This is a genomic window from Corynebacterium sp. ED61 (assembly GCF_015233855.1).
In the GTDB taxonomy this organism is placed as follows: domain Bacteria; phylum Actinomycetota; class Actinomycetes; order Mycobacteriales; family Mycobacteriaceae; genus Corynebacterium; species Corynebacterium dentalis.
Genome location: NZ_JADGIT010000001.1, coordinates 130,895 through 149,385, shown reverse-complemented (window position 1 = coordinate 149,385; position 18,491 = coordinate 130,895). Strand labels below are relative to the sequence as shown.

16 protein-coding genes are annotated in these 18,491 nt (G+C 61.8%); 10 read left to right on the top strand and 6 right to left on the bottom strand.

The window, feature by feature from the left end:
- Positions 1 to 17 precede the first annotated feature (17 nt).
- On the bottom strand, positions 18 to 614 hold the full coding sequence (locus IM764_RS00655) for a PolC-type DNA polymerase III (protein ID WP_288801830.1): 597 nt from the start codon (positions 612 to 614) through the stop codon (positions 18 to 20).
- Between the two features lie 449 nt (positions 615 to 1,063).
- Here IM764_RS00655 and IM764_RS00650 point away from each other — a divergent pair, with 449 nt between their 5' ends.
- The 8 genes from IM764_RS00650 (at position 1,064) to IM764_RS00615 (ending at position 9,360) form a co-directional block, all read left to right on the top strand.
- Positions 1,064 to 1,663, top strand: a complete 600-nt coding sequence (locus IM764_RS00650) for a C40 family peptidase (RefSeq protein ID WP_194186525.1) — start codon at positions 1,064 to 1,066, stop codon at positions 1,661 to 1,663.
- 203 nt (positions 1,664 to 1,866) lie between these two features.
- Complete coding sequence (locus tag IM764_RS00645; RefSeq protein WP_370551494.1) at positions 1,867 to 3,021, top strand: NlpC/P60 family protein; 1,155 nt, start codon at positions 1,867 to 1,869, stop codon at positions 3,019 to 3,021.
- A gap of 22 nt (positions 3,022 to 3,043) precedes the next feature.
- Entirely contained in the window at positions 3,044 to 4,225 is a 1,182-nt protein-coding gene (locus IM764_RS00640) for a glycosyltransferase family 4 protein (protein ID WP_194186524.1), read from the top strand.
- 78 nt (positions 4,226 to 4,303) lie between these two features.
- Positions 4,304 to 5,284 (top strand): ROK family protein, encoded by a 981-nt coding sequence (locus IM764_RS00635; protein ID WP_194186523.1) that lies wholly within the window; start codon positions 4,304 to 4,306, stop codon positions 5,282 to 5,284.
- Positions 5,285 to 5,355: 71 nt separating this feature from the next.
- Positions 5,356 to 6,084 (top strand): 1-acyl-sn-glycerol-3-phosphate acyltransferase, encoded by a 729-nt coding sequence (locus tag IM764_RS00630; protein ID WP_194186522.1) that lies wholly within the window; start codon positions 5,356 to 5,358, stop codon positions 6,082 to 6,084.
- A gap of 119 nt (positions 6,085 to 6,203) precedes the next feature.
- On the top strand, positions 6,204 to 7,322 hold the full coding sequence (locus IM764_RS00625) for an acyltransferase family protein (protein ID WP_194186521.1): 1,119 nt from the start codon (positions 6,204 to 6,206) through the stop codon (positions 7,320 to 7,322).
- 10 nt (positions 7,323 to 7,332) lie between these two features.
- The gene (locus IM764_RS00620) at positions 7,333 to 7,845 is read left to right on the top strand and encodes a polyadenylate-specific 3'-exoribonuclease AS (RefSeq protein WP_194186520.1); all 513 of its coding nucleotides are present in this window, start codon (positions 7,333 to 7,335) and stop codon (positions 7,843 to 7,845) included.
- Positions 7,846 to 7,968: 123 nt separating this feature from the next.
- On the top strand, positions 7,969 to 9,360 hold the full coding sequence (locus tag IM764_RS00615) for a class II 3-deoxy-7-phosphoheptulonate synthase (RefSeq protein WP_194186519.1): 1,392 nt from the start codon (positions 7,969 to 7,971) through the stop codon (positions 9,358 to 9,360).
- Between the two features lie 55 nt (positions 9,361 to 9,415).
- Here the strand turns inward: IM764_RS00615 and IM764_RS00610 are convergent, their stop codons facing one another.
- Positions 9,416 to 11,767: a PASTA domain-containing protein gene (locus tag IM764_RS00610; protein ID WP_194186518.1), complete on the bottom strand. Its 2,352-nt coding sequence runs from the start codon at positions 11,765 to 11,767 to the stop codon at positions 9,416 to 9,418.
- Positions 11,768 to 12,001: 234 nt separating this feature from the next.
- Here IM764_RS00610 and IM764_RS00605 point away from each other — a divergent pair, with 234 nt between their 5' ends.
- Positions 12,002 to 12,364: an Rv2175c family DNA-binding protein gene (locus IM764_RS00605; protein ID WP_353955899.1), complete on the top strand. Its 363-nt coding sequence runs from the start codon at positions 12,002 to 12,004 to the stop codon at positions 12,362 to 12,364.
- Here IM764_RS00605 and IM764_RS00600 read toward each other — a convergent pair.
- From IM764_RS00600 to IM764_RS00590, 3 genes are read right to left on the bottom strand one after another with little or no spacing between them, the layout of a single operon-like run.
- Entirely contained in the window at positions 12,333 to 13,907 is a 1,575-nt protein-coding gene (locus tag IM764_RS00600) for an alpha-(1->6)-mannopyranosyltransferase A (RefSeq protein ID WP_194186517.1), read from the bottom strand. The two genes, IM764_RS00605 and IM764_RS00600, sit on opposite strands and share 32 nt — an antisense overlap.
- Positions 13,904 to 15,607, bottom strand: a complete 1,704-nt coding sequence (gene crtI, locus IM764_RS00595; protein WP_194186516.1) for a phytoene desaturase family protein — start codon at positions 15,605 to 15,607, stop codon at positions 13,904 to 13,906. Before crtI ends, IM764_RS00600 begins: the two co-directional genes overlap by 4 nt.
- 4 nt (positions 15,608 to 15,611) lie before the next feature.
- Complete coding sequence (locus IM764_RS00590; protein ID WP_194186515.1) at positions 15,612 to 16,769, bottom strand: polyprenyl synthetase family protein; 1,158 nt, start codon at positions 16,767 to 16,769, stop codon at positions 15,612 to 15,614.
- Between the two features lie 77 nt (positions 16,770 to 16,846).
- Here IM764_RS00590 and metF point away from each other — a divergent pair, with 77 nt between their 5' ends.
- Positions 16,847 to 17,815: a methylenetetrahydrofolate reductase [NAD(P)H] gene (gene metF, locus IM764_RS00585; RefSeq protein WP_194186514.1), complete on the top strand. Its 969-nt coding sequence runs from the start codon at positions 16,847 to 16,849 to the stop codon at positions 17,813 to 17,815.
- A 45-nt stretch (positions 17,816 to 17,860) separates the two neighbouring features.
- On the opposite strand, the gene IM764_RS00580 is transcribed toward metF, so the two are convergent.
- Positions 17,861 to 18,448 carry an N-acetyltransferase gene (locus IM764_RS00580; protein WP_228073187.1) on the bottom strand — a complete coding sequence of 196 codons (588 nt, stop codon included), beginning with the start codon at positions 18,446 to 18,448 and terminating at the stop codon, positions 17,861 to 17,863.
- Positions 18,449 to 18,491 lie beyond the last annotated feature (43 nt).

Here is an 18,491-nt window from a genome sequence, read left to right as displayed (position 1 = left end):
GTCTCAAGGGGGAGTAGTTAGGCAGGCGGGGGAGTGTGGCGTCGGGAAAGATCGGCGAGACCCACGAGGACCTCGAAGGTGGCCTGCGCGTCATCGAGAGCACGGTGAGAAGGCCGATGCGCAGTGTCCAGGTGCGCGGCCACATTGCCCAACTTGTAACGTCCAACGCGCTCACGGCTGATCAACTGGCGGGAATTTTCCGCCGTGCAGATCGAGGGAGTGCGCTCCAAGAAGTCCCACTGTGTGGAGTCAGCTCGCTTAGCTTCTGCAGCAAGGAAGCTGATATCGAAGTTGACGTTGTGGCCCACGAGGACCGGCTGCGGGCCTACTGCGGTCAGGAAGCGCTGCAAGGAGGGCAGTACCGCGTCCATCGTGTCAGCGTGTGCGACGTGGCTGTCTTGCAATCCCGTGAGTTCTACGACAAAAGCGGGGAGCGACTGCTGAGGATTCACGAGGGCGTGGAAGGAATCCGCCACCTCGCCATTTTCGATCCGCAGCGCGCCTATCTCGATGATGCGCTCGCGCTCTGGATCCAATCCTGTGGTTTCCAGATCGAGGACCACACAGCTGCGCAGCGCGTGCTGAAGATCGGCGGCCAAGGAGTGGTTATTCACGTTCGCCATCCTAATTGTGGGCGGGACAAGGCCGTGTGGGTGGGTGCGGGATGTGGTGTTTTTCGACGCCAACCTCAGGAATATCGTTAAATGTGACGAAGGTCACACAAGGAAATAGTGGCGGATATGCAGCCCGAGTGAGGATTTTTGCATGAATGCAAGCCATTGCGTTCGCGCAGGCCAGGGGAATATAACGACTTGATAACTTTCGTTGATATTTTCAGACTTACCCTCGGGGCAAAAGTGCACTAGATGCAATCCGTGACCAATTTGAGATTTTTGGCGAGTTGGGTTGGACACGGATCGCAATCATTTCGTAATCTTTTCGAGACCTGAGAGGCGAGGGCTACTCGTCTAGACCCTCCAATCAATCCGCGGTAGTGGCAATTGCTATCAGCGAGAGGCGCAACCGCCTCAGACTTAGGATCGAAAGGTACGAGACGAAACTTATGGGAAAGCACAACCTGAAGAACAACACCCACACCAAGCGTAATGCTGCCATCGTTGCAGCAATGGGCGTGGGCGCTGCAGTCCTGAACCCAGCAACTGCAGGTGCGGCTCCTGTATCCGTCCCAAACACCAACTACACCGTTGATGTTCCGGACGAGGCAATGCCATACGTTCAGCCATACATCGACCAGGCCACCCAGGCTGCTCAGCAGGCTGAGGCTCCATCCGCTCCAGCGGCTGCTTCCCCAATCAAGTCCGACGGACAGAAGATCGTCGACTTCGCCATGAGCAAGGTTGGCGCTCCTTACGTGTGGGGCGCTGCCGGCCCAGATGCCTTCGACTGCTCCGGCCTGACCTCCTGGTCCTACGCCCAGGCAGGTAAGCAGATCCCTCGTACCTCCGACGCGCAGGCTTACGGCGGCACCCCAGTGGCCCTGAACGCCCTGCAGCCAGGTGACATCGTGTCCTTCTACTCCGGTGCATCCCACGTGGGCATCTACATCGGCGATGGAAAGATCGTGCACGCACTGAACTCTGATTCCCCAGTGCGCGTGGACACCCTGGATTACATGCCGATCAACAATGCGGTGCGCTTCTAAATAAGTGCGCGTTGTGACTCAAGAATTATTCACTTCAGTCACAACAATTCACTCCTAGAACACTAGGAACGCGGGACTGATCTTCTACCCCTAAACGGGGAGGAGGCAGTCCCGTAACTTCGTTAAAACATGTGGCAAGATAACGAACCGTTACAACTTCTCCATGTTTTTAGTCTTTATCTTTTTTGAACAAGAAGGTTAGAGTGTCCAGCACCTCATCTCGCCACAGTGGTCGTTTCTCCCGCTCCGTCAGCGCAACACTCCTCGCACTGGCAGTCAGCACCTCCATCGCAAGCCCCATGGCGATCGCCGACCCAGCCCCAGCGGCTGCACCAGGGCCGGACAATCCGGCAGAGTTCGACCGCTACATCGACGAGCTGCTCCGCAAGCCCATCCCACAGGACGTGGACGGGCTGCTGGCACACATGCGCGAGATCTCCCGCGTCACCGGCGCGACCAACGAGCAGGTGCAGCAAAACCAGATTGATATCGACAAAGCGCAAGGCAAAGTGGGCCAGTCCCAGCAAGCCGTGGAAGAGACCAAGCGCAAGGCTGACGAAGCGCTGCGCAAGCTCGAAGTGTCCCAGGAAAGCATCACCGATGTTTCCCAGGCCATGTACCGCGGCGCCTCCGTGGATCCGCTGACTGCCGTGGCGGGCGCCACCGGCCCTCAGGCCGCGATGGAACGCGGTAGCTACTTGGCCAGCCTCTCGGACAGCAAGAACCGCGTGCTCTCCGTACTGGACGAGGATCTGCAGCAGGCAGTGGAGGCAAACTCTGATGCCAACCGCGCCAAGTTCCGCGCAGATTTCCGCATGAACGATCTGAGCGCGCAGCAGCGCAAGCTGGATCAGCGCAATTCCAAGCTGGATCAGCTCAAGGGTCGCGTCATGGAGGTCGTCAACGGCCTGAGCCCCGAAGACCGCCAGCGTTGGGTGGATAGCAACGGCCCCATCGACGTGGACGTCGATGAATTCCTGGGCAAGCTCAAGGCAGAAGCACCGGAAACCGGTGGCAACCACACTGGCGCCGTGGCCGCCGCGCTGTCCAAGCTGGGCGCACCTTACGGCTGGGGAGCAACCGGCCCTGACGAGTTCGACTGCTCCGGCCTGATGCTGTGGGCATACCAGCAGATGGGCAAGACCATCCCTCGTACCTCCCAGGCACAGCTCGCCGGCGGTCAGTCCGTCACCCGCGACCAGCTGCAGCCAGGCGATATCGTGGCCTACTACCCAGGCGCTACTCACGTGGGCATGTACATCGGCGACGGCCAGCTGGTCCACGCCTCTGATTACGGCATCCCCGTTCAGGTGGTTCCCGTGGATTCCATGCCAATGGTGGGTGCATCCCGCTACTAGTAGCCCACTACACTGAAGCACCATGACCGTTCGCGTGCTCGTAGTAACTAATGATTTCCCGCCCACCGTGGGCGGGATTCAAACGTATGTACGGGACTATCTGTCTGCTCTGAGTACGCAGGACGTGGAGATCGTGGTGTTTGCCTCCACCCAAGACGCACACGCCGCCGCAGAATTCGATGCAAGCGTGGACTACACCGTGGTGCGCTGGCCCCGTTCCGTCATGCTGCCCACGCCGGCCACGGCCAAGCGCATGCAGGAGCTGATCAAGCAGCACCGCATCGATACCGTCTGGTTCGCGGCAGCTGCCCCGCTGGCGCTCATGGCTAAAGCCGCCAAGCGTGCGGGAGCAACGCGCGTGGTGGCCTCCACCCACGGCCATGAAGTGGGCTGGTCAATGTTCCCCGGCTCGCGCCAGATCTTAGGGCGCATCGGGCATGGCGTCGACTGCCTCACATACGTCTCCCACTACGCACGCGGGCGCATGGCTGGCGCTTTCGGCCCCGACGTGGCCTGGGAGCCCATGCCCGGCGGCGTGAACACGGAATTATTCCAACCCGATCCGCAGATGCGAGAGCGTTTGCGCGCGCGGTATGGCGTCGAAAATAAGAAGGTCATCGTGGCGGTTTCGCGAATCGTTCCGCGAAAAGGCCAGGACGTGCTGGTCGAGGCCATGCCACACATCGTGGAACGCGAGCCGGACGCGCATCTACTCCTGGTCGGGCCCGGGGCGATGGGGGACAAGCTGGCGCGCCGCGCGGCCGCATTGGGCATTGCCGATTCCGTGACCGTCACCGGAGCCGTGGACTTCGCGGAACTGCCCGGACACTACTGCGCCGGCGATGTCTTTGCCCTGCCCGTGCGCACGCAGGCCGGAGGGCTCTCCGTGGAGGGACTGGGCATCGTCTTCCTGGAGGCACAAGCATGCGGCGTGGCAACCATCGCCGGCAGCGGCGGCGGCGCGCCGGAGACCGTGGTGGATGGACAGACAGGAACCGTGGTCAATGGTCGTGATGTGCGCCAGGTGGCAGCCAGCATCCTCGATCTTTTATCCGACGCCAACTTCCGCCACAGCATCGCTACCGCAGGAAGACACCGCGTAGAAGCTGCCTGGACGTGGGAACAGCTCGCGCACCAGTGGATGGCAGTGATGGAAGGCCACGGGGGAGTGCCGCCGCGCGTGGCGTGGAACGTGCCGATGTGACCGGCTGAGCCAGCGTGGGGACGGCGAGGATGGGTTTCACACCCGCGCAGGATAGAGTGAAACAGATTTTGTTGAGGGATGAGAGGCAGCGGCGTGAGTGAACAGCTTCTGACCATTGGCATCGATATCGGTGGGACCAACCTCCGAGCTGCAGTGGTGGACGAAAACGGGCAAGTGCTAGACGTGGAGCAGTTGCCAACGCCGCCATCCTCAGAGGCCTTAGAGATGGCCGTGGTAGCCGTGGTGGATAAACTACGGGCGCGCCACGAGGGTGTTGCTGCAGTGGGGCTGGCCGTGGCGGGATTCGTGGATGAGAACCAGCAGATGGTTCGTTTCGCGCCACACCTGCCGTGGCGGGAGACCCCCGTCAAGCGCGTCATGAGCCGAGCGCTGGAATTGCCGGTGATCCTGGAACACGATGCGAACTCGGCTGCCTGGGGTGAACACGAATTCGGAGCGGCCCGGGACGCGAAGAACTGGGTGCTGTTGGCGCTGGGCACCGGCATCGGCGGCGCGATCATGATGAACGGCGAAATTTACCGCGGTGCTTTTGGGGTGGCCCCGGAGTTCGGTCATCTGACCGTGGTGCCCAATGGACGCAGCTGCCCATGTGGCAAGCGCGGATGTTTGGAGCGCTACTGTTCGGGATCCGCGCTCCCTCTGACGGCGCAAGACCTGATCGCGCGTGGCCGGTTCCCGCACTCACGTTTGGCGCAAGACTTTGGCAAGTGCCCCGAGGAGATCAGCGGCCGTGCGGTGGTTCGCATGGCTCGGGAGGGCGACGAGCTGGCCCAGGCCGTCATCAAGGACATGGGCACCTGGCTGGGCCGTGGATTGGCCATGATTCAGGACGTGCTGGACCCGGAGCTGATTGTGGTGGCCGGGGGAGTAGCGGTGGATGCTGACCTGCTGCTGGACTACGCCCAAGACGTCATGGGCAAGACCATCGTCGGTGCGGGGAGCCGGCCGGTGGCTCGCGTTGCTGTTGCCGAGCTGGGTTCGCAGGCAGGTATGATCGGCGTGGCAAAGCTGGCGCGCACGCTGCTGCCGGAGCAGTAGGCGCGCTGGGCGCTTTACTTTCGGCGCTTTCGGCTTATCAACCTTGTTACCCGCGTGAAGGACAACTGGAAATGCAGAATAAGACTTATTGGTGGCTCAAGCATGTGTTTGTTGGACCTCTGCTGTGGGTATACAACCGTCCGTTTAACCGTGGAATAGACAAGATCCCTTCCGAGGGGGCGGCGATTCTTGCCTCCAACCACCTCGCGGTGATGGACAGCTTTTATCTTCCGTTGATGGCCAAGCGACAGCTGACTTTCTTGGCGAAGAAGGAGTACTTCACCACGCCGGGGTTGGTGGGCGGTATCCAGAAGTGGTTCTTCTCCTCGGTGGGGCAAGTGCCGCTGGATCGTTCCGATAAGGATTCCCAGAGCGCTGCTTTGGAAACCGCTACCCGGGTGCTCGAGCGCGGAGATGTTCTGGGGATGTACCCGGAGGGCACGCGCAGCCCCGATGGGCGTTTGTACCGCGGCAAGACCGGGCTGGCTCGCGTGGCGCTGAAGACCGGGGTGCAGGTCTATCCCACCGCGATGATCAATACGCGCAAGGTCAACCCCATTGGCTCCTGGATTCCACGCCCGTTCTGCTGTGGTGTTTATGTGGGAGACCCCATTGACCCGGCGGATTTCCGGGATGCCGGCGACGAGTACGCCCAGGCGCGCGCACTCACCGATGCCATCATGGAAGCGCTGGCGGGGCTGTCCGGGCAGGAGTACGTGCAGGACTTCTACGCAGCGGACGTGAAAAAGTCCCTGGAAACCGGCGACGGTTATCCGAAGGGTTCCGAGCCACGTTCTTAGGGCTTTCGCAGGGTCGCCTGGTTCACTGGCAATGCCGCCAGTTCAGGCAACCATCTGTGCATTGCTGGGCAAGACGGTTTGTGTTTTCTGCCTATGCCCTGTGATTCTTAACGGCAGTCATGAACGCCCCAGCACAGTCCCAAACCCGTCGGCAGTCGTCCCAACGACAGTCGGCTTCTGCAGCGTCCGGTCGAGTGAACTGGGCCGACTGTGCCAAGGGGCTGTCCATCATCGGTGTGTGCCTGATGCACGTGGTCACGGGCGCGCCGGGCGGCACAGACACCGCGTGGGGTCCGGTATCGAGCTTCCTCGATCCACTGCGGATGCCGTTGTTCTTCCTGGTCTCGGGCCTGTTTGCGCACCGCGTCATCACGCGCAACTTGGAAGATCTCTGGTACCGACGTCTCTGGTTCCTCTTGGTGCCGTATCTGATTTTCACTCCTTTTCAGGCCGCCTCGCGTTTCTACATCTATGATGAGCTGACCTGGCAGAACGTGGTTCGAGCGGTGATCGTTGGCGATCCTGGGTTGTGGTTCCTGTACACGCTGATGGTGTACAACATCGCGGCCGTGGTTCTTCGACGCCAACCTCCCTGGCTGGCCGTAACCTTGTCCTTCGTCCCCGCGCTCGTGGCGGCCATGAGTGGGCTGATGGTGCATCAAAGCGTGCACCAGGCATTGATGTACGGGCCGATCTTCTTCATCGGCTTGCACTACCGATGGGCGTTTTTCCAACTGTCTCGCCGCGCTTTTCACCTGCCGACGATCGCCTGGGCGCTCCTCCTGTTCGCTGGCTGGGAAGCGGTCTACCGCGGAATGCAGGCCTTCTACTTCGATGGATGGGATGAGGCAGTAGCAGGCCAGCAGGCAGTGCTCGCGCTGGTGCGCACAGTTACGGCAGCACCCATGGGCGTGATCATCGCGGTCTGGCTTTCCCGTATTCCCGTGGTGGAAAAGATGATCGGCTTCGTGGGTCGTCACACACTGCCTGTCTACGTGTCCCACCACGCCACCCTGACCTTCTTCGATTTCTACGTCTACCCACGTCTGTGGGAAAGCCATCCGGCCTGGCGCCACCTGATCGATGACCCGAACACCCGCATCATCTGGGGGCTGCTGATCTGCATCGCCGTGGGCGGACTGTTCTACGGCATCTCCAAGATCCCCGTGCTCAAGTGGTGCCTGTACCCGCCTCCGCTACGCCGACGCACTGCCACGCCCGCCACAGCCACCGTTTAAGCTGGGCACCGTGCGCTATTTTTATGACACGGAATTTATCGAAGATGGGGAAACCATCGACCTGATCTCCATCGGAGTGGTTGCCGAGGACGGCCGGGAGTTTTACGCCGTGTCCAAGGAGTTCGACGCCTCCCAGGCAGGGGACTGGGTGCGCCGTAACGTGCTGAACCAGCTTCCGCCCAAGTCTGACGCACGATGGATGGATCGCGCCACGCTGCGCCGCAAGCTCTACGAGTTCTTGCTTCCCGATCACGTTCCCGGCCAGCGCTTGGCACAGCAAGACCGCCCAGAACTATGGGCGTGGGTGGGAGCCTACGACCACGTGGTGCTGGCACAGCTGTGGGGAGACATGACCGGCCTGCCCCGAGAACTGCCCCGCTTCACCCACGAGCTCAAGCAACTGTGGGAAATGGCCGGTCGCCCCCGGCTTCCCGAATCACCCTCCAACGCGCACGATGCGCTCGCGGATGCGCGGTTCAACGTCATCAAGTACCGGCTTTCGATGGAAGCGCTGCGGCGCTAGGTTGGCGTCGAAAAAGGAAAAATTGCGCCGCCATGTACCCTAAACGGGGGCAAAAACACGGTGAGGTGGGCGAAACCATCCGCCCATTCCAGGTCAGACAACCGACCGCGTATGCTGTGATCCATGGCTTGGACTATTGACCTCCCCTTGGACGAACTTCCTGATCTCCCTCCGCTTCCGGAACCGCTAGCGGAAAAGCTGTACTCGGACGTGCTTTCGCGCGACGCGAAGCAGCAGCCTTCGTGGGATCCGGACCACGCTGCACGCGTGCGTAAGATCCTCGAATCTGTCCCGCCGATCGTGGTGGCACCGGAGGTACGTCGGCTGAGCAACCAACTGCGCGACGTGGCACTGGGCAAGGCATTCCTGCTGCAAGGTGGCGACTGCGCCGAGACCTTCGAGTCCAACACCGAACCGCACATTCGCGGCAACATCAAGACCTTGCTGCAGATGGCCGTGGTGCTGACTTACGGTGCCTCCACCCCGGTGGTGAAGATGGCTCGTATCGCTGGCCAGTACGCGAAGCCCCGCTCCGCAGACCGCGAGGCCAATGGCCTGCTGAGCTACCGCGGTGACCTCGTCAACGGCGTGGAAGCCAACGAAGAGTCCCGCAAGCACGATCCTTCCCGCATGGTGCGCGCATACGCTAACGCATCCGCGGCAATGAACTTGGTGCGCGCGCTGACCGGCTCCGGAACCGCAGACCTCTACCGCCTGCACGAGTGGAACCGCGAGTTCGTGGCCAACTCCCCAGCCGGTGCCCGCTACGAAGCGCTGGCCGAGGAAATCGACCGCGGTCTGGAATTCATGAACGCCTGTGGCGTGTCCGATTCCCAGCTGCACACCGCAGATATCTACGCCTCCCACGAGTCCCTGGTCATGGACTACGAGCGCGCAATGCTGCGACTGGGCCACGATTCCGAGGGCAATGACGCGCTGTACAACCTATCCGCACACCAGGTGTGGGTCGGCGAGCGCACCCGCGGACTCGAGGACGCACATATCCAGTTCGTCTCCATGATCGCCAACCCAGTGGGCGTGAAGATTGGTCCGACGACCACGCCGGAAGAGGCCGTGGATTACGTCCGCACCCTGGATCCACACAACATTCCGGGGCGCCTGACCCTGATCTCCCGCATGGGTTATGACAAGATCCGCACCGCCCTGCCTCCGATCGTCAAGGCAGTGGAAGCCACCGGGCACAAGGTCATCTGGCAGTGCGACCCGATGCACGGCAACACCTACACCTCCTCCAACGGTTACAAGACCCGCGACTTCGATCGGATCATCGACGAAGTACAGGGCTTCTTCGAGGTCCACCGCGAGATCGGCTCCCACCCCGGTGGCATCCACGTGGAGCTGACCGGCGAGGACGTCACTGAGGTTGTGGGCGGCGGCCAGTCCATCACCGACGTGGACCTGCCTACCCGCTACGCCACCACCGTGGATCCACGCCTGAACACCCAGCAGTCGCTGGAGCTGGCGTTCCTCGTGGCGGAGATGCTGCGCAACTAACGCTGGCATAGTCCGCCACACGCGATAACCCCTGCTGGGCACGCTCTGGAGAAATCTAGAGCGTGCCCAGCGTTATAGTGTCGCCCACTCGTACGCGAGAACCGAGGCCAGGGGACTGGGTGATCACTAGGCCGGAACTGTCTGAAGAGAACTTCACCTTCAAGCCCAGCGCCTCGAGCTTCTGCTTTGCCGAGGCCGCAGTGCTGCCGATGACAAACGGCACGCGCACCGAATCCGATTCGTGGATGGTGACGTTCGTGTCTTCTTCAGGATTGATCAGCTGATCGGCAGCAGGGGACTGTGAGGCAACGTGACCGGCCTCAACGTCCTCGTCCGTGATGGGATCGCCATGGACAGGATTGAGTCCAGCCTCACGCAGCTTCTCCTTGGCCTTGTCTGCGGATAGCCCCGTGATGTTCGGCACCTTGATGGCATTGCTGATCACTAGGGTGATTTCGCTGCCTCCCGGGGCCTCTTCTCCGGATCCAGGCCGAGTTCCTATGGCATCGCCAGCTTCCACTTGCTCGCTGAACTCCTGGACTACGTCGCCGACCTCGAGACCGGCCGCCTCGATGGTTTCGGTGGCGCGCTGTTCCGATTGTCCCTTCACTCCGGGCACACGAACCGGCCGCGGCCCCTTGCTCAACTGCACTTCCACGGTGGAGCCCGTGTTCACTTCTGCACCGCTGGCAGGCTTGGTACTTGCGATCTTGCCCTTCGGCACGTCATCCGAGTACACCTCGCTGCCGAGCCGTGCCTGCAGCGTGCGGTCTTCTAATTTCTGCGTATACGTGGCAACAGTGTCTGCGCTTCCAGGCTGCGGGACGGTGGGCTTTCCTAACGAGACGAGCACCGCTACCTGGCTTCCCCGCGGCGCTCGTTCACCGAAAGGGGGATCAGTCCCCATCACGGCCTGCCGGGCCGTGTCATTGGAGTATTGCTCCTCCAGATCCGAGGTAAACCCCGCCTCCTCCACAGTGGCCTGTGCGGAGGCCTGATCCATGCCCACCACGTTGGGCACCTCTCCATAGCGCCCGCTGGTCAGCCACCATGCGCCCGTGGCTACGGCAGCAACCAGCGCGAGGATCACCAGGATCCACACCACGGTGCGGCCGCTGGACCGGTTGCTCAACGCTGGCTTGCGGTTGCTTTCGTGGCTCTGTGCTACCTCTGCGGCATGTCCGCTGTGGTGTAGCGGACCAGCGGGATAGGCACTGGGCGGGTAGCCCTGAGGGTTTCCGGCATGGGCAGCACCGGGCTGACCAGCACCCGCGTGTGCTCCCGCCGGGTAGGCAGCAGCGGGACTGTGAGCGTCCACGCCGGGAGTGCCGGAATACGGAGAATAACCGCCGTCCGCAGGTTGAAGCTGAGTGTGCGCAGTTTCGCTGAATGGCTGAGCATGGCCGGGCTGCTCCGAGGTGCGCGGATCCGTGCCCAGTGCGACAGCGCGCGTGGACATGGACTCGTCATCCCAGGACAAACGCTCGCCGTAGTCCGCGCCTTCCAGTGCGCGGCGCACCGCGGAATCTGCAGGGGAGGGCACCTTGAAAGGCGGAAGGTTGAGATCCCTCGTGACGGAATGAACCGCGTTGAGGAACTCCGTGCCGTCGGAAAAACGGGTCTCCGAGCTGCGGGAGGTTGCCCGCGCAACCAACTGGTCGATCTCTTCAGGCACGCCGCTGATCACGCTGGACGGGGCCGGTACGTCCCGATTGAGGCGGGCCATCGCCGTGCCCACGGGAGAGTCCTCCTTGAACGGCGTGGTGCCGGTGATCAGCTCGTACAACAGGATGCCGGCGGAGTAGACGTCTGACGTTTGATGCAGCGACTTGCCCTCGACCTGCTCCGGAGACAGGTAGCCGACTGTGCCGATGACCTTGCCATCGTGAGCAGTGTGCGCACCCGAGTTCACCCCGGTGGCGATGGCCCGCACCAAGCCGAAGTCCGCGAGCTTGACCTGGTGGGAATCACTGATCAGTACGTTGTCCGGCTTGATATCGCGGTGAATCATGCCGGTGGCATGCGCCACGGACAGTGCTGTCAACACTGGCTCCATGACTGCGAGTGCGGCGTGGGGAGGCATGGGGCCGCGTTCTTTCAGCAGTTCACGCAGAGATCCGCCGACCACCAGTTCCATGACGAGGAAGACGTACTCTCCGTCCACTCCCTGGTCGAAGACGTTCACCAGCGCTGGGTGATTGAGCTTGGCCACGGCGCGCGCCTCGCGCTCAAAGCGGGCACGGAAAGAACGCTGGTCAGCCAGGGCGGGATCCATCACCTTGACCGCCACTTCGCGGTCCAGGCGGGTATCCACCGCGGAGTAGACCGTCGACATGCCACCGCGGGCGATCTGCGCACCGATGCGATAGCGATTGTCGAGCAGGTCTCCGGAGTACAACTGGCTCACAGCGGGTTCGGCCGTCCTTTCATCGCTTTGCCGAATGGGAATGGCTCAGGGCCCAATGGAAAGGCCTAGGTAAATCCCATCCAGACATAATAACTTCCCTCCATCTTAGGGCGCGGGGAGACAAGCCCGGCTTAGGCAGGGCGTTCGGACGGACGGGCGTGGGGGTTTGGCTACGTGTGCACTACAGTGGCAGCTGTGAATAACGAGCGATCAAAGACCACTGCACAGTCCGTTATTTTGGAAAAGCCCGTTGGTGGCATTCCTGCGGGAGAGTCCGTCATCTCCATCCCAGACGCCGCCGAGCGCATGGGCGTGGTGGTGACGAAGGTGATGGATCTGCTCCGCAACGGCCAGATCCTGGCGGTTCGCGTGAACAACGTCCGTTACATCCCGGAGTTGTTCTTCGATGAAAGCGGCCGGCTCAACCGGTTCGTCCCCGGCGTGGTTTCGCTGCTCGGTGACGGCGGGTATTCCTCGACGGAGGTTCTTGAGTTCCTCTTTAAGTCCGACGACACCCTTCCCGGCCGACCAGTGGATGCCCTCCATGGTCATCTGGCCCGGGAGGTCATGCGCCGAGCGCAAGCGATGGCGATTTAGCCGGTTCTTCCCGGGGGAGACGCGGTTCATCGAGAACCCACGCGTCTGTGTCTCGTGGCTTGCGCAAGGGGCTGTATCCCAGTGAAGAGCGCATTGCCCACCACATGATGGCACCGATGGTTAGTACCCACCAGAGGTTGTAGAGGCGGTTGTTGCCCCCGCCGTCGAACATCATGCACAGGAACGCGGAGAACCACGCAGCGAGGAAAATGATCCGGCGATCCGTGACCCACACGGCCAGCAGAGCGAGCACCGCGGCGTAGTACCACGGCAGGGTCACGGTGTTGAAGACACAGGTGACCAGGTAGGCCACGCACGCACCCTTGAGTGCTTGGAGCTCGTCGCGGCGGAAGACCCACCATGCCACGATCAGCCCGATGGCCATCAGCGCGGTGCTATAAGGGCGGAAGAAGTTCACCAGCACGTTGAAGGTGAGATCATCGTTGACTAGGCGCGTTAGCGCTGGTTCCAAGGTGGATGCCAACATCGAGGGCAAGGCCAGAGGGTTGATCACCTTGGTGTTGCCGGACATTTCCTCGACCCAGCCCCACGTCTGACCGGAGAGCATGGTCACCGCCTGCATGACCAGCCCGGTCAGACCCAGCGCGGCGATTCCACTGACAACCAGCGTTACTAAGCGTTTCCACGTTTCCTTGAACAGTCCCTCCGGGCCGCGCCCGGCCCAGCGGGCGACAAAAATCCACACGAGGAACGGGAAGGCCAGAAATGCCGTGGCCTTCAAAGACGTGCCCAGGGCAATCAGCAGCGTGCCCACCAACAGGCCGGGGATCGGCTTGAGACGGAAGCTAAACACCAGGCCTGCCATCACCAAGGCCATCATGGTGTTTTCATTGTGCATACCGCCCACCAGGTGGATGATGACCAGGGGATTAGCCACACCCAACCACAGCGCGACAGAGGGGCGCACTCCGAGGATGTGCGCCAGCTGAATCGTGGCCCAGCCCATCACCGCCACAGAAGCCAAGGACAAGACCTTGTAGGCGATGGTTCCGACGGTGATGTTATCGCCGGTCACGCTGGTGATGATCTCGCCGATCCACAAGTGCAATGGGCCATAAGGTGTGGTGGTATTGCGCCAGTCCGCGCTGACCTCAAACAAAATCGGGCCGGGGTTGGCCGCGGCGCCGTGCTGGTAGGGGTTGATGTCATCGCGAGCCAACGTGCCCTGCATGAGGTAGGAGTACAGATCCCGAGACATCATGGGGCCGGCGAAAAACAATGGCGCGATCCACGCGGAGACCATCCGGGCATCCAAGGACCGGCCGTGGCGCAAAATATGACCGCCGGCCACGATCCAGCTCAACAGCAGCAGAACCACGCCGATCCACATGATTACCACCAAGATGCCGGTGAAGTGCCCGAAGGTCAGCGAAGTCAGATTCAGCACGTGCAGCACACCACCGCGGGCGCGAACAGCACCAGCCGCATGGGAACTTAGCGCGAGAATGATCGAGCCGACTAGGCCGATGATCAGAGCCTGCTGCCAGGTGATGCGGCGCAACTTTAGGGTCAAAGGATTCATCGAACGCCACCTCCGGTGATTCTGCGGGCGGCAAGAGCGCCAGATAACAAGACCGTGGGCACGCCTACTCCCGGCGTGGTGCCGCTTCCCGCGAGGATCACGTTATCTACTCCGTAGCCGCTGACGTTGCGTGGCCGGAACGGGCCGGTCTGAGCAAAAGTATGAGCCAAAGCAAACGGTGTACCTTCGCCGTAGCCGTAGGTGTTCGCCCACGATTGCGGGGTATCTACCCGCGCGATGGATAGGGACGCACGTAGTCCGGAAAAACCTCGTTCCTCCAGTTCGCGAAGAATCTCCTCCACGTACCGGTCCTGAATGTTTTCCCATTGCACTGGAGCGGAGGCGAGATTGGGCACCGGGGCGAGGATGCTGATCGGCTCGAAAGTCTCGCCAGCGTAGACGGAATCCTCCGCACCCTGAATGATGCGGCTCGGGGCGGACTTCGCCGGGCGGGTGATCAACAGGGAAGGGTCGGTCATCAGTGAACCGCGCCCACGAGCGCCGGTGATCTGCGTAAACGTCTCATCCCAGGCTTCGCCGAAGCTCAACGTGTGATGGCTCTGCGAAGCAAAAGTATCGCTGACCGCGGTGGGCACCGTGCCGTGGATAACCACGGCCGACGGTGCCCAACGCAGGGGAACCGGCCGCCGCTGTGGAGTGCGCGGGCGGTTCATGAGGCGGTCCGTCACCGCGAGGTCAGTGGTGCAGATCACTGCATCGGCTTCGACGACCTCTCCGGAGGCCAGCCGTACCGAGCTCACGGAGGTGCCGGAGGCAGCGAAATTGAATCCGGCCACGGGAGTACCCGTGCGCACATCCGCACCTGCGGCCACCAACGCCCCGGCCATGGCCTCCGCGGCCTCACCGATCGAGTGCTGCGGGTAGAACACGCCCATTCCCGTGTCCATGTGGCTGATCACCGAATAGACAGCCCGTGCCTTCGCGGGTGCTTGACCTGCATAGAGGGCTTGAAAAGTAAATAAGCGGGCGAGCTCGGCGTCGGGCACAAAACCTCGCGTGGCGCGTGCCAATGAACCAAACGCACCCAAACCAACCAGCCGCCCCAGATCCGATGCCGAAGACGGAGTGGCCACCAAATCCAGGACCGAATCGAAGTCCGCGGCCAGGAAATTATCGAATGCGGCGCTGAACATGTCCTGCGACCAAGCACGATAGTCCTCGTAGCCACTGACCAGACGCTCTGCCTGGCGGGAGGCATCCTCCGGAAACTTGGCGGCGGCGAACTCCGCGATCTCCTGGCTCATGCGTGCCGGGTCCGAATACAGCCGGATGCTGCGCTCCGAGGCGAACTGCGCGGTATACGCGGGGCTGAGCTTGGTGAGCTTCCACGAGTCCGGCATCTGCTGACCCAGCGACTGCACCGCGGCCTCCACCAGCTGCGGCATGGTCAGAACCGTGGCCCCGGTATCGGCCTCGAACGCGCCATGTGCGCTGGTCAAGCGCTCGGTCTTGCAACGTCCGCCTACGGTTTCTTCGGCCTCCAGAACCGTGACTTTCAACCCGGAAGCGCGCAAACGTGCCGCCGCAGACAGCCCGGACAATCCCGCGCCCACAACCACCACGTGCTGAACATCTGCCGCCAACCGCCGACGCGTGGTCGCGCGCGTCATGGGAACCAGCGGACGGGGAAGCTTCAGGTGGCGCCTGCTGCCCGCCCTGCTCTCGTAGGTCTTGCGCATTGTCCTAGAACTTCCTATCGCTCAGCGCCACAGTCATCTCCACCAGCTCATCTGTAATTTGTGCACCGAGCTGCGCAGACGTAATGGTCTCGATGGCCCGCTGACTGCGCTGCGTGATCCAGCGCTCCACAGTTTCGGCCGCCCCGGTTGCCTCGATGACCTCGCGCAACGCATCGACTTCTTCTTCCGTGCTGGCCGTGCCCAGTCCATCTCGTAGTTTTTCGACGCCAACCCCCGCGCCCTCGCCACGATTTTCCGCCTGCAGCGCGAGGTTGATCAGCGCGGTCCGCTTGCCCGTGCGTAGGTCATCACCACTGGGCTTGCCCGTCACAGAAGGATCCCCAAACACACCCAGCTGATCATCGCGGAGCTGGAACGCCTCGCCGATGTCCTGACCGATGCTTCGCAACGTGTTCATTAGCTCTGGGTCCGCGCCCACCATCGCTGCTCCAATGTGCAGCGGGCGCGACACGGTATAGCTGGCAGTCTTGTACTCGATGACCTTCAGCGAATCATCCACACTCTCGCTGCCATTGGCCTCCATGGCCACATCCAAAATCTGCCCGGCGATGACCTCCGTGCGCATCGCCCGCCACGCCGGACGAACCGCAGCAAGAGACTGCGGGCTCAAACCAGACGCCAGCAACATGTCATCAGCCCACGCCAAAGCCAAGTCACCAGTGAGAATGGACTGGCTCACGCCGTAGTGCTCGCTGCTTCCCGCCCAATTGGAGGAACGGTGCTGAGACTCAAACCTGCGATGCGTAGTGGGATTGCCACGCCGGGTATCGGACTGGTCAATGATGTCATCGTGAATTAGCGCGCACGCCTGGATGAACTCAATCGCAGAAATTGCGGTGAGAAGTACGGAGGGATCGGGGTTGGCGTCGGGAAAAGGAACCTCGATGCTCCCGCGACCGCTCTCCAAACCAGCACGCACGCCAGCCCACGCGAACATCGGGCGCACTCGCTTGCCGCCCTGCACGGTGAACGCACGCAAGGCCTCGATGGCGTCTGCGAATTCGGGGCCGATCGCGGAAAACTCGCTGGTGCTGGCAGCAAAGTACTCCGAGACGCGTTGATTGACGGCCGCGGGCACATCAGCCAAGGAAGAAGACATACCCCAGGTGGCTGTACCCCGATCAAACTCAGCAGAACTCATGAGTCCTTATCCTACAGTGCCGCCATTTCCGCCCTCGCTGCACAGAGCAATGTGCGCTGGCATTATCATCATTGGGCATGGCACACATCCGCAGGCAGGTAGCAGTCTCTGACTCCCTCAAATTCACCACGCCCGGTCGAGTACCTTTCAGCGTGGAATTTATGCCTCCGCGGGACGATGCTGCAGAACAGCGACTGTGGAGCGCAGCGGAGGCCTTCCACGACCTTGGCGTGAGCTTCGTCTCCGTGACCTACGGTGCCGGCGGATCTACCCGCGGACGCACCCTTCGCGTGGCCGAGCAGCTGGCGACAAAGCCGCTGACCACGCTGGTGCACATGACGCTGGTGGAGCACACCGCTGAGGAAATCCGCTCCCTGATCAGGACTTTCGCTGACCTGGGGCTGACCAACCTGCTGGCACTGCGCGGCGACCCGCCGGGGGACCCGAACGCAGAATGGGTGCAGACCGAAGGCGGGCTGCTGTACACCAACGAGCTCATCGAAATGGTTCGAGAGATGCCCGAGTGTGAGAACTTCGATATCGGCATCGCGAGCTTCCCCGAAGGCCACTTCCGTGCAGCTGACTTGGAGATGGACACGCAATACACGCTGGCGAAGCTGCGCGCTGGTGCGGAGTACTCCATTACGCAGATGTTCTTTGACGTGGACCACTACCTGCGGCTGCGCGATCGCTTGGTGGCGGCGGATTCGGAGCACGGTTCCAAGCCGATCATCCCCGGACTGATGCCCATTACGTCCCTGCGTGCGGTGCGCAAGCAGATGGAGCTGGCGGGCGCGTCTCTGCCAAAGTCACTGGAGCGGCGCCTGTTGGATGCAGCGAATGGTGATGAAGAGGGCAACAAGGCCGCCATTCGCGAGGTGGGTATCGAAGTGTCCTCCGAGATGGCGGAGCGGTTGATCGCGGAAGGTGCGCCTGACCTGCACTTCATGACCATGAATAACGTGCGCGCCACGCAGGAAGTGCTGCACAACTTGGGCATGGCACCGGCGTGGGGGCCGGGGTACGGGCACGATATGGTCCGCTAGGTTTGTGGTTCTTTGGGGTTTTGATCTTTGTGGGGGCGCTTGGCTTTACAGCGCTTTGCTGAGGATCGCGAAGGGGCGCGCATCGGCAGGGAAGTAGAAGTTCCGCAGCACGTCTTGGAACCCTAGGCTGCGATACAGACGCCACGCACCGTTGGCTTCTCCTGGCACTTCGGGCGTGGAAAGCATGACGTGCTGCTGAGAGATCGACTTCATATGGACAGTCAGTAGCCCGCGCCCGATGCCGAGCTGTTGCACGCGGGGATTCACGTGGATTTCCGATAGCTCGGCGTAATCCTTGAGCACGGATTCTATCTGGCGCCGCGAGTGCCCTGCTTCGTGGAGACCGCGTGTGACCTGCTGATTCCACCAAGTATCTGAGCTGCCGCGGAAGCTAAAGCACACTCCCGCGCACGGTTGCTGTGGGTCGCTGGGGTCCGGGCGAGCATCGTCTGGGTGGACGAGGGCGAGGTGGCAGCGGAAATCAGGGTGGTGGATGTTGGACAGCCAGAGTGTACGTCGTTGGTCTTTGTACGACGCCGGGTAGTCCATAGCCGAGAGGTGTATATCTATCAGCTCGTCAATACGACGGCGGAACTGCGCTGGGGTGACAGCGACGATAGATACCAAAGACATGACGTACATCCTGCCATGTGGTGCAAAAGTGCGGTTGAGATTC

Coding starts and splice junctions, on each gene's coding strand:
- IM764_RS00650 (WP_194186525.1), top strand. CDS start 1,064: ATGGGAAAGCACAACCTGAAGAACAACACCCACACCAAGCGTAATGCT.
- IM764_RS00640 (WP_194186524.1), top strand. CDS start 3,044: ATGACCGTTCGCGTGCTCGTAGTAACTAATGATTTCCCGCCCACCGTG.
- IM764_RS00635 (WP_194186523.1), top strand. CDS start 4,304: ATGAGAGGCAGCGGCGTGAGTGAACAGCTTCTGACCATTGGCATCGAT.
- IM764_RS00630 (WP_194186522.1), top strand. CDS start 5,356: ATGCAGAATAAGACTTATTGGTGGCTCAAGCATGTGTTTGTTGGACCT.
- IM764_RS00625 (WP_194186521.1), top strand. CDS start 6,204: ATGAACGCCCCAGCACAGTCCCAAACCCGTCGGCAGTCGTCCCAACGA.
- IM764_RS00615 (WP_194186519.1), top strand. CDS start 7,969: ATGGCTTGGACTATTGACCTCCCCTTGGACGAACTTCCTGATCTCCCT.
- IM764_RS00600 (WP_194186517.1), bottom strand. CDS start 13,907: ATGAATCCTTTGACCCTAAAGTTGCGCCGCATCACCTGGCAGCAGGCT.
- crtI (WP_194186516.1), bottom strand. CDS start 15,607: ATGCGCAAGACCTACGAGAGCAGGGCGGGCAGCAGGCGCCACCTGAAG.
- IM764_RS00590 (WP_194186515.1), bottom strand. CDS start 16,769: ATGAGTTCTGCTGAGTTTGATCGGGGTACAGCCACCTGGGGTATGTCT.
- metF (WP_194186514.1), top strand. CDS start 16,847: ATGGCACACATCCGCAGGCAGGTAGCAGTCTCTGACTCCCTCAAATTC.
- IM764_RS00580 (WP_228073187.1), bottom strand. CDS start 18,448: ATGTCTTTGGTATCTATCGTCGCTGTCACCCCAGCGCAGTTCCGCCGT.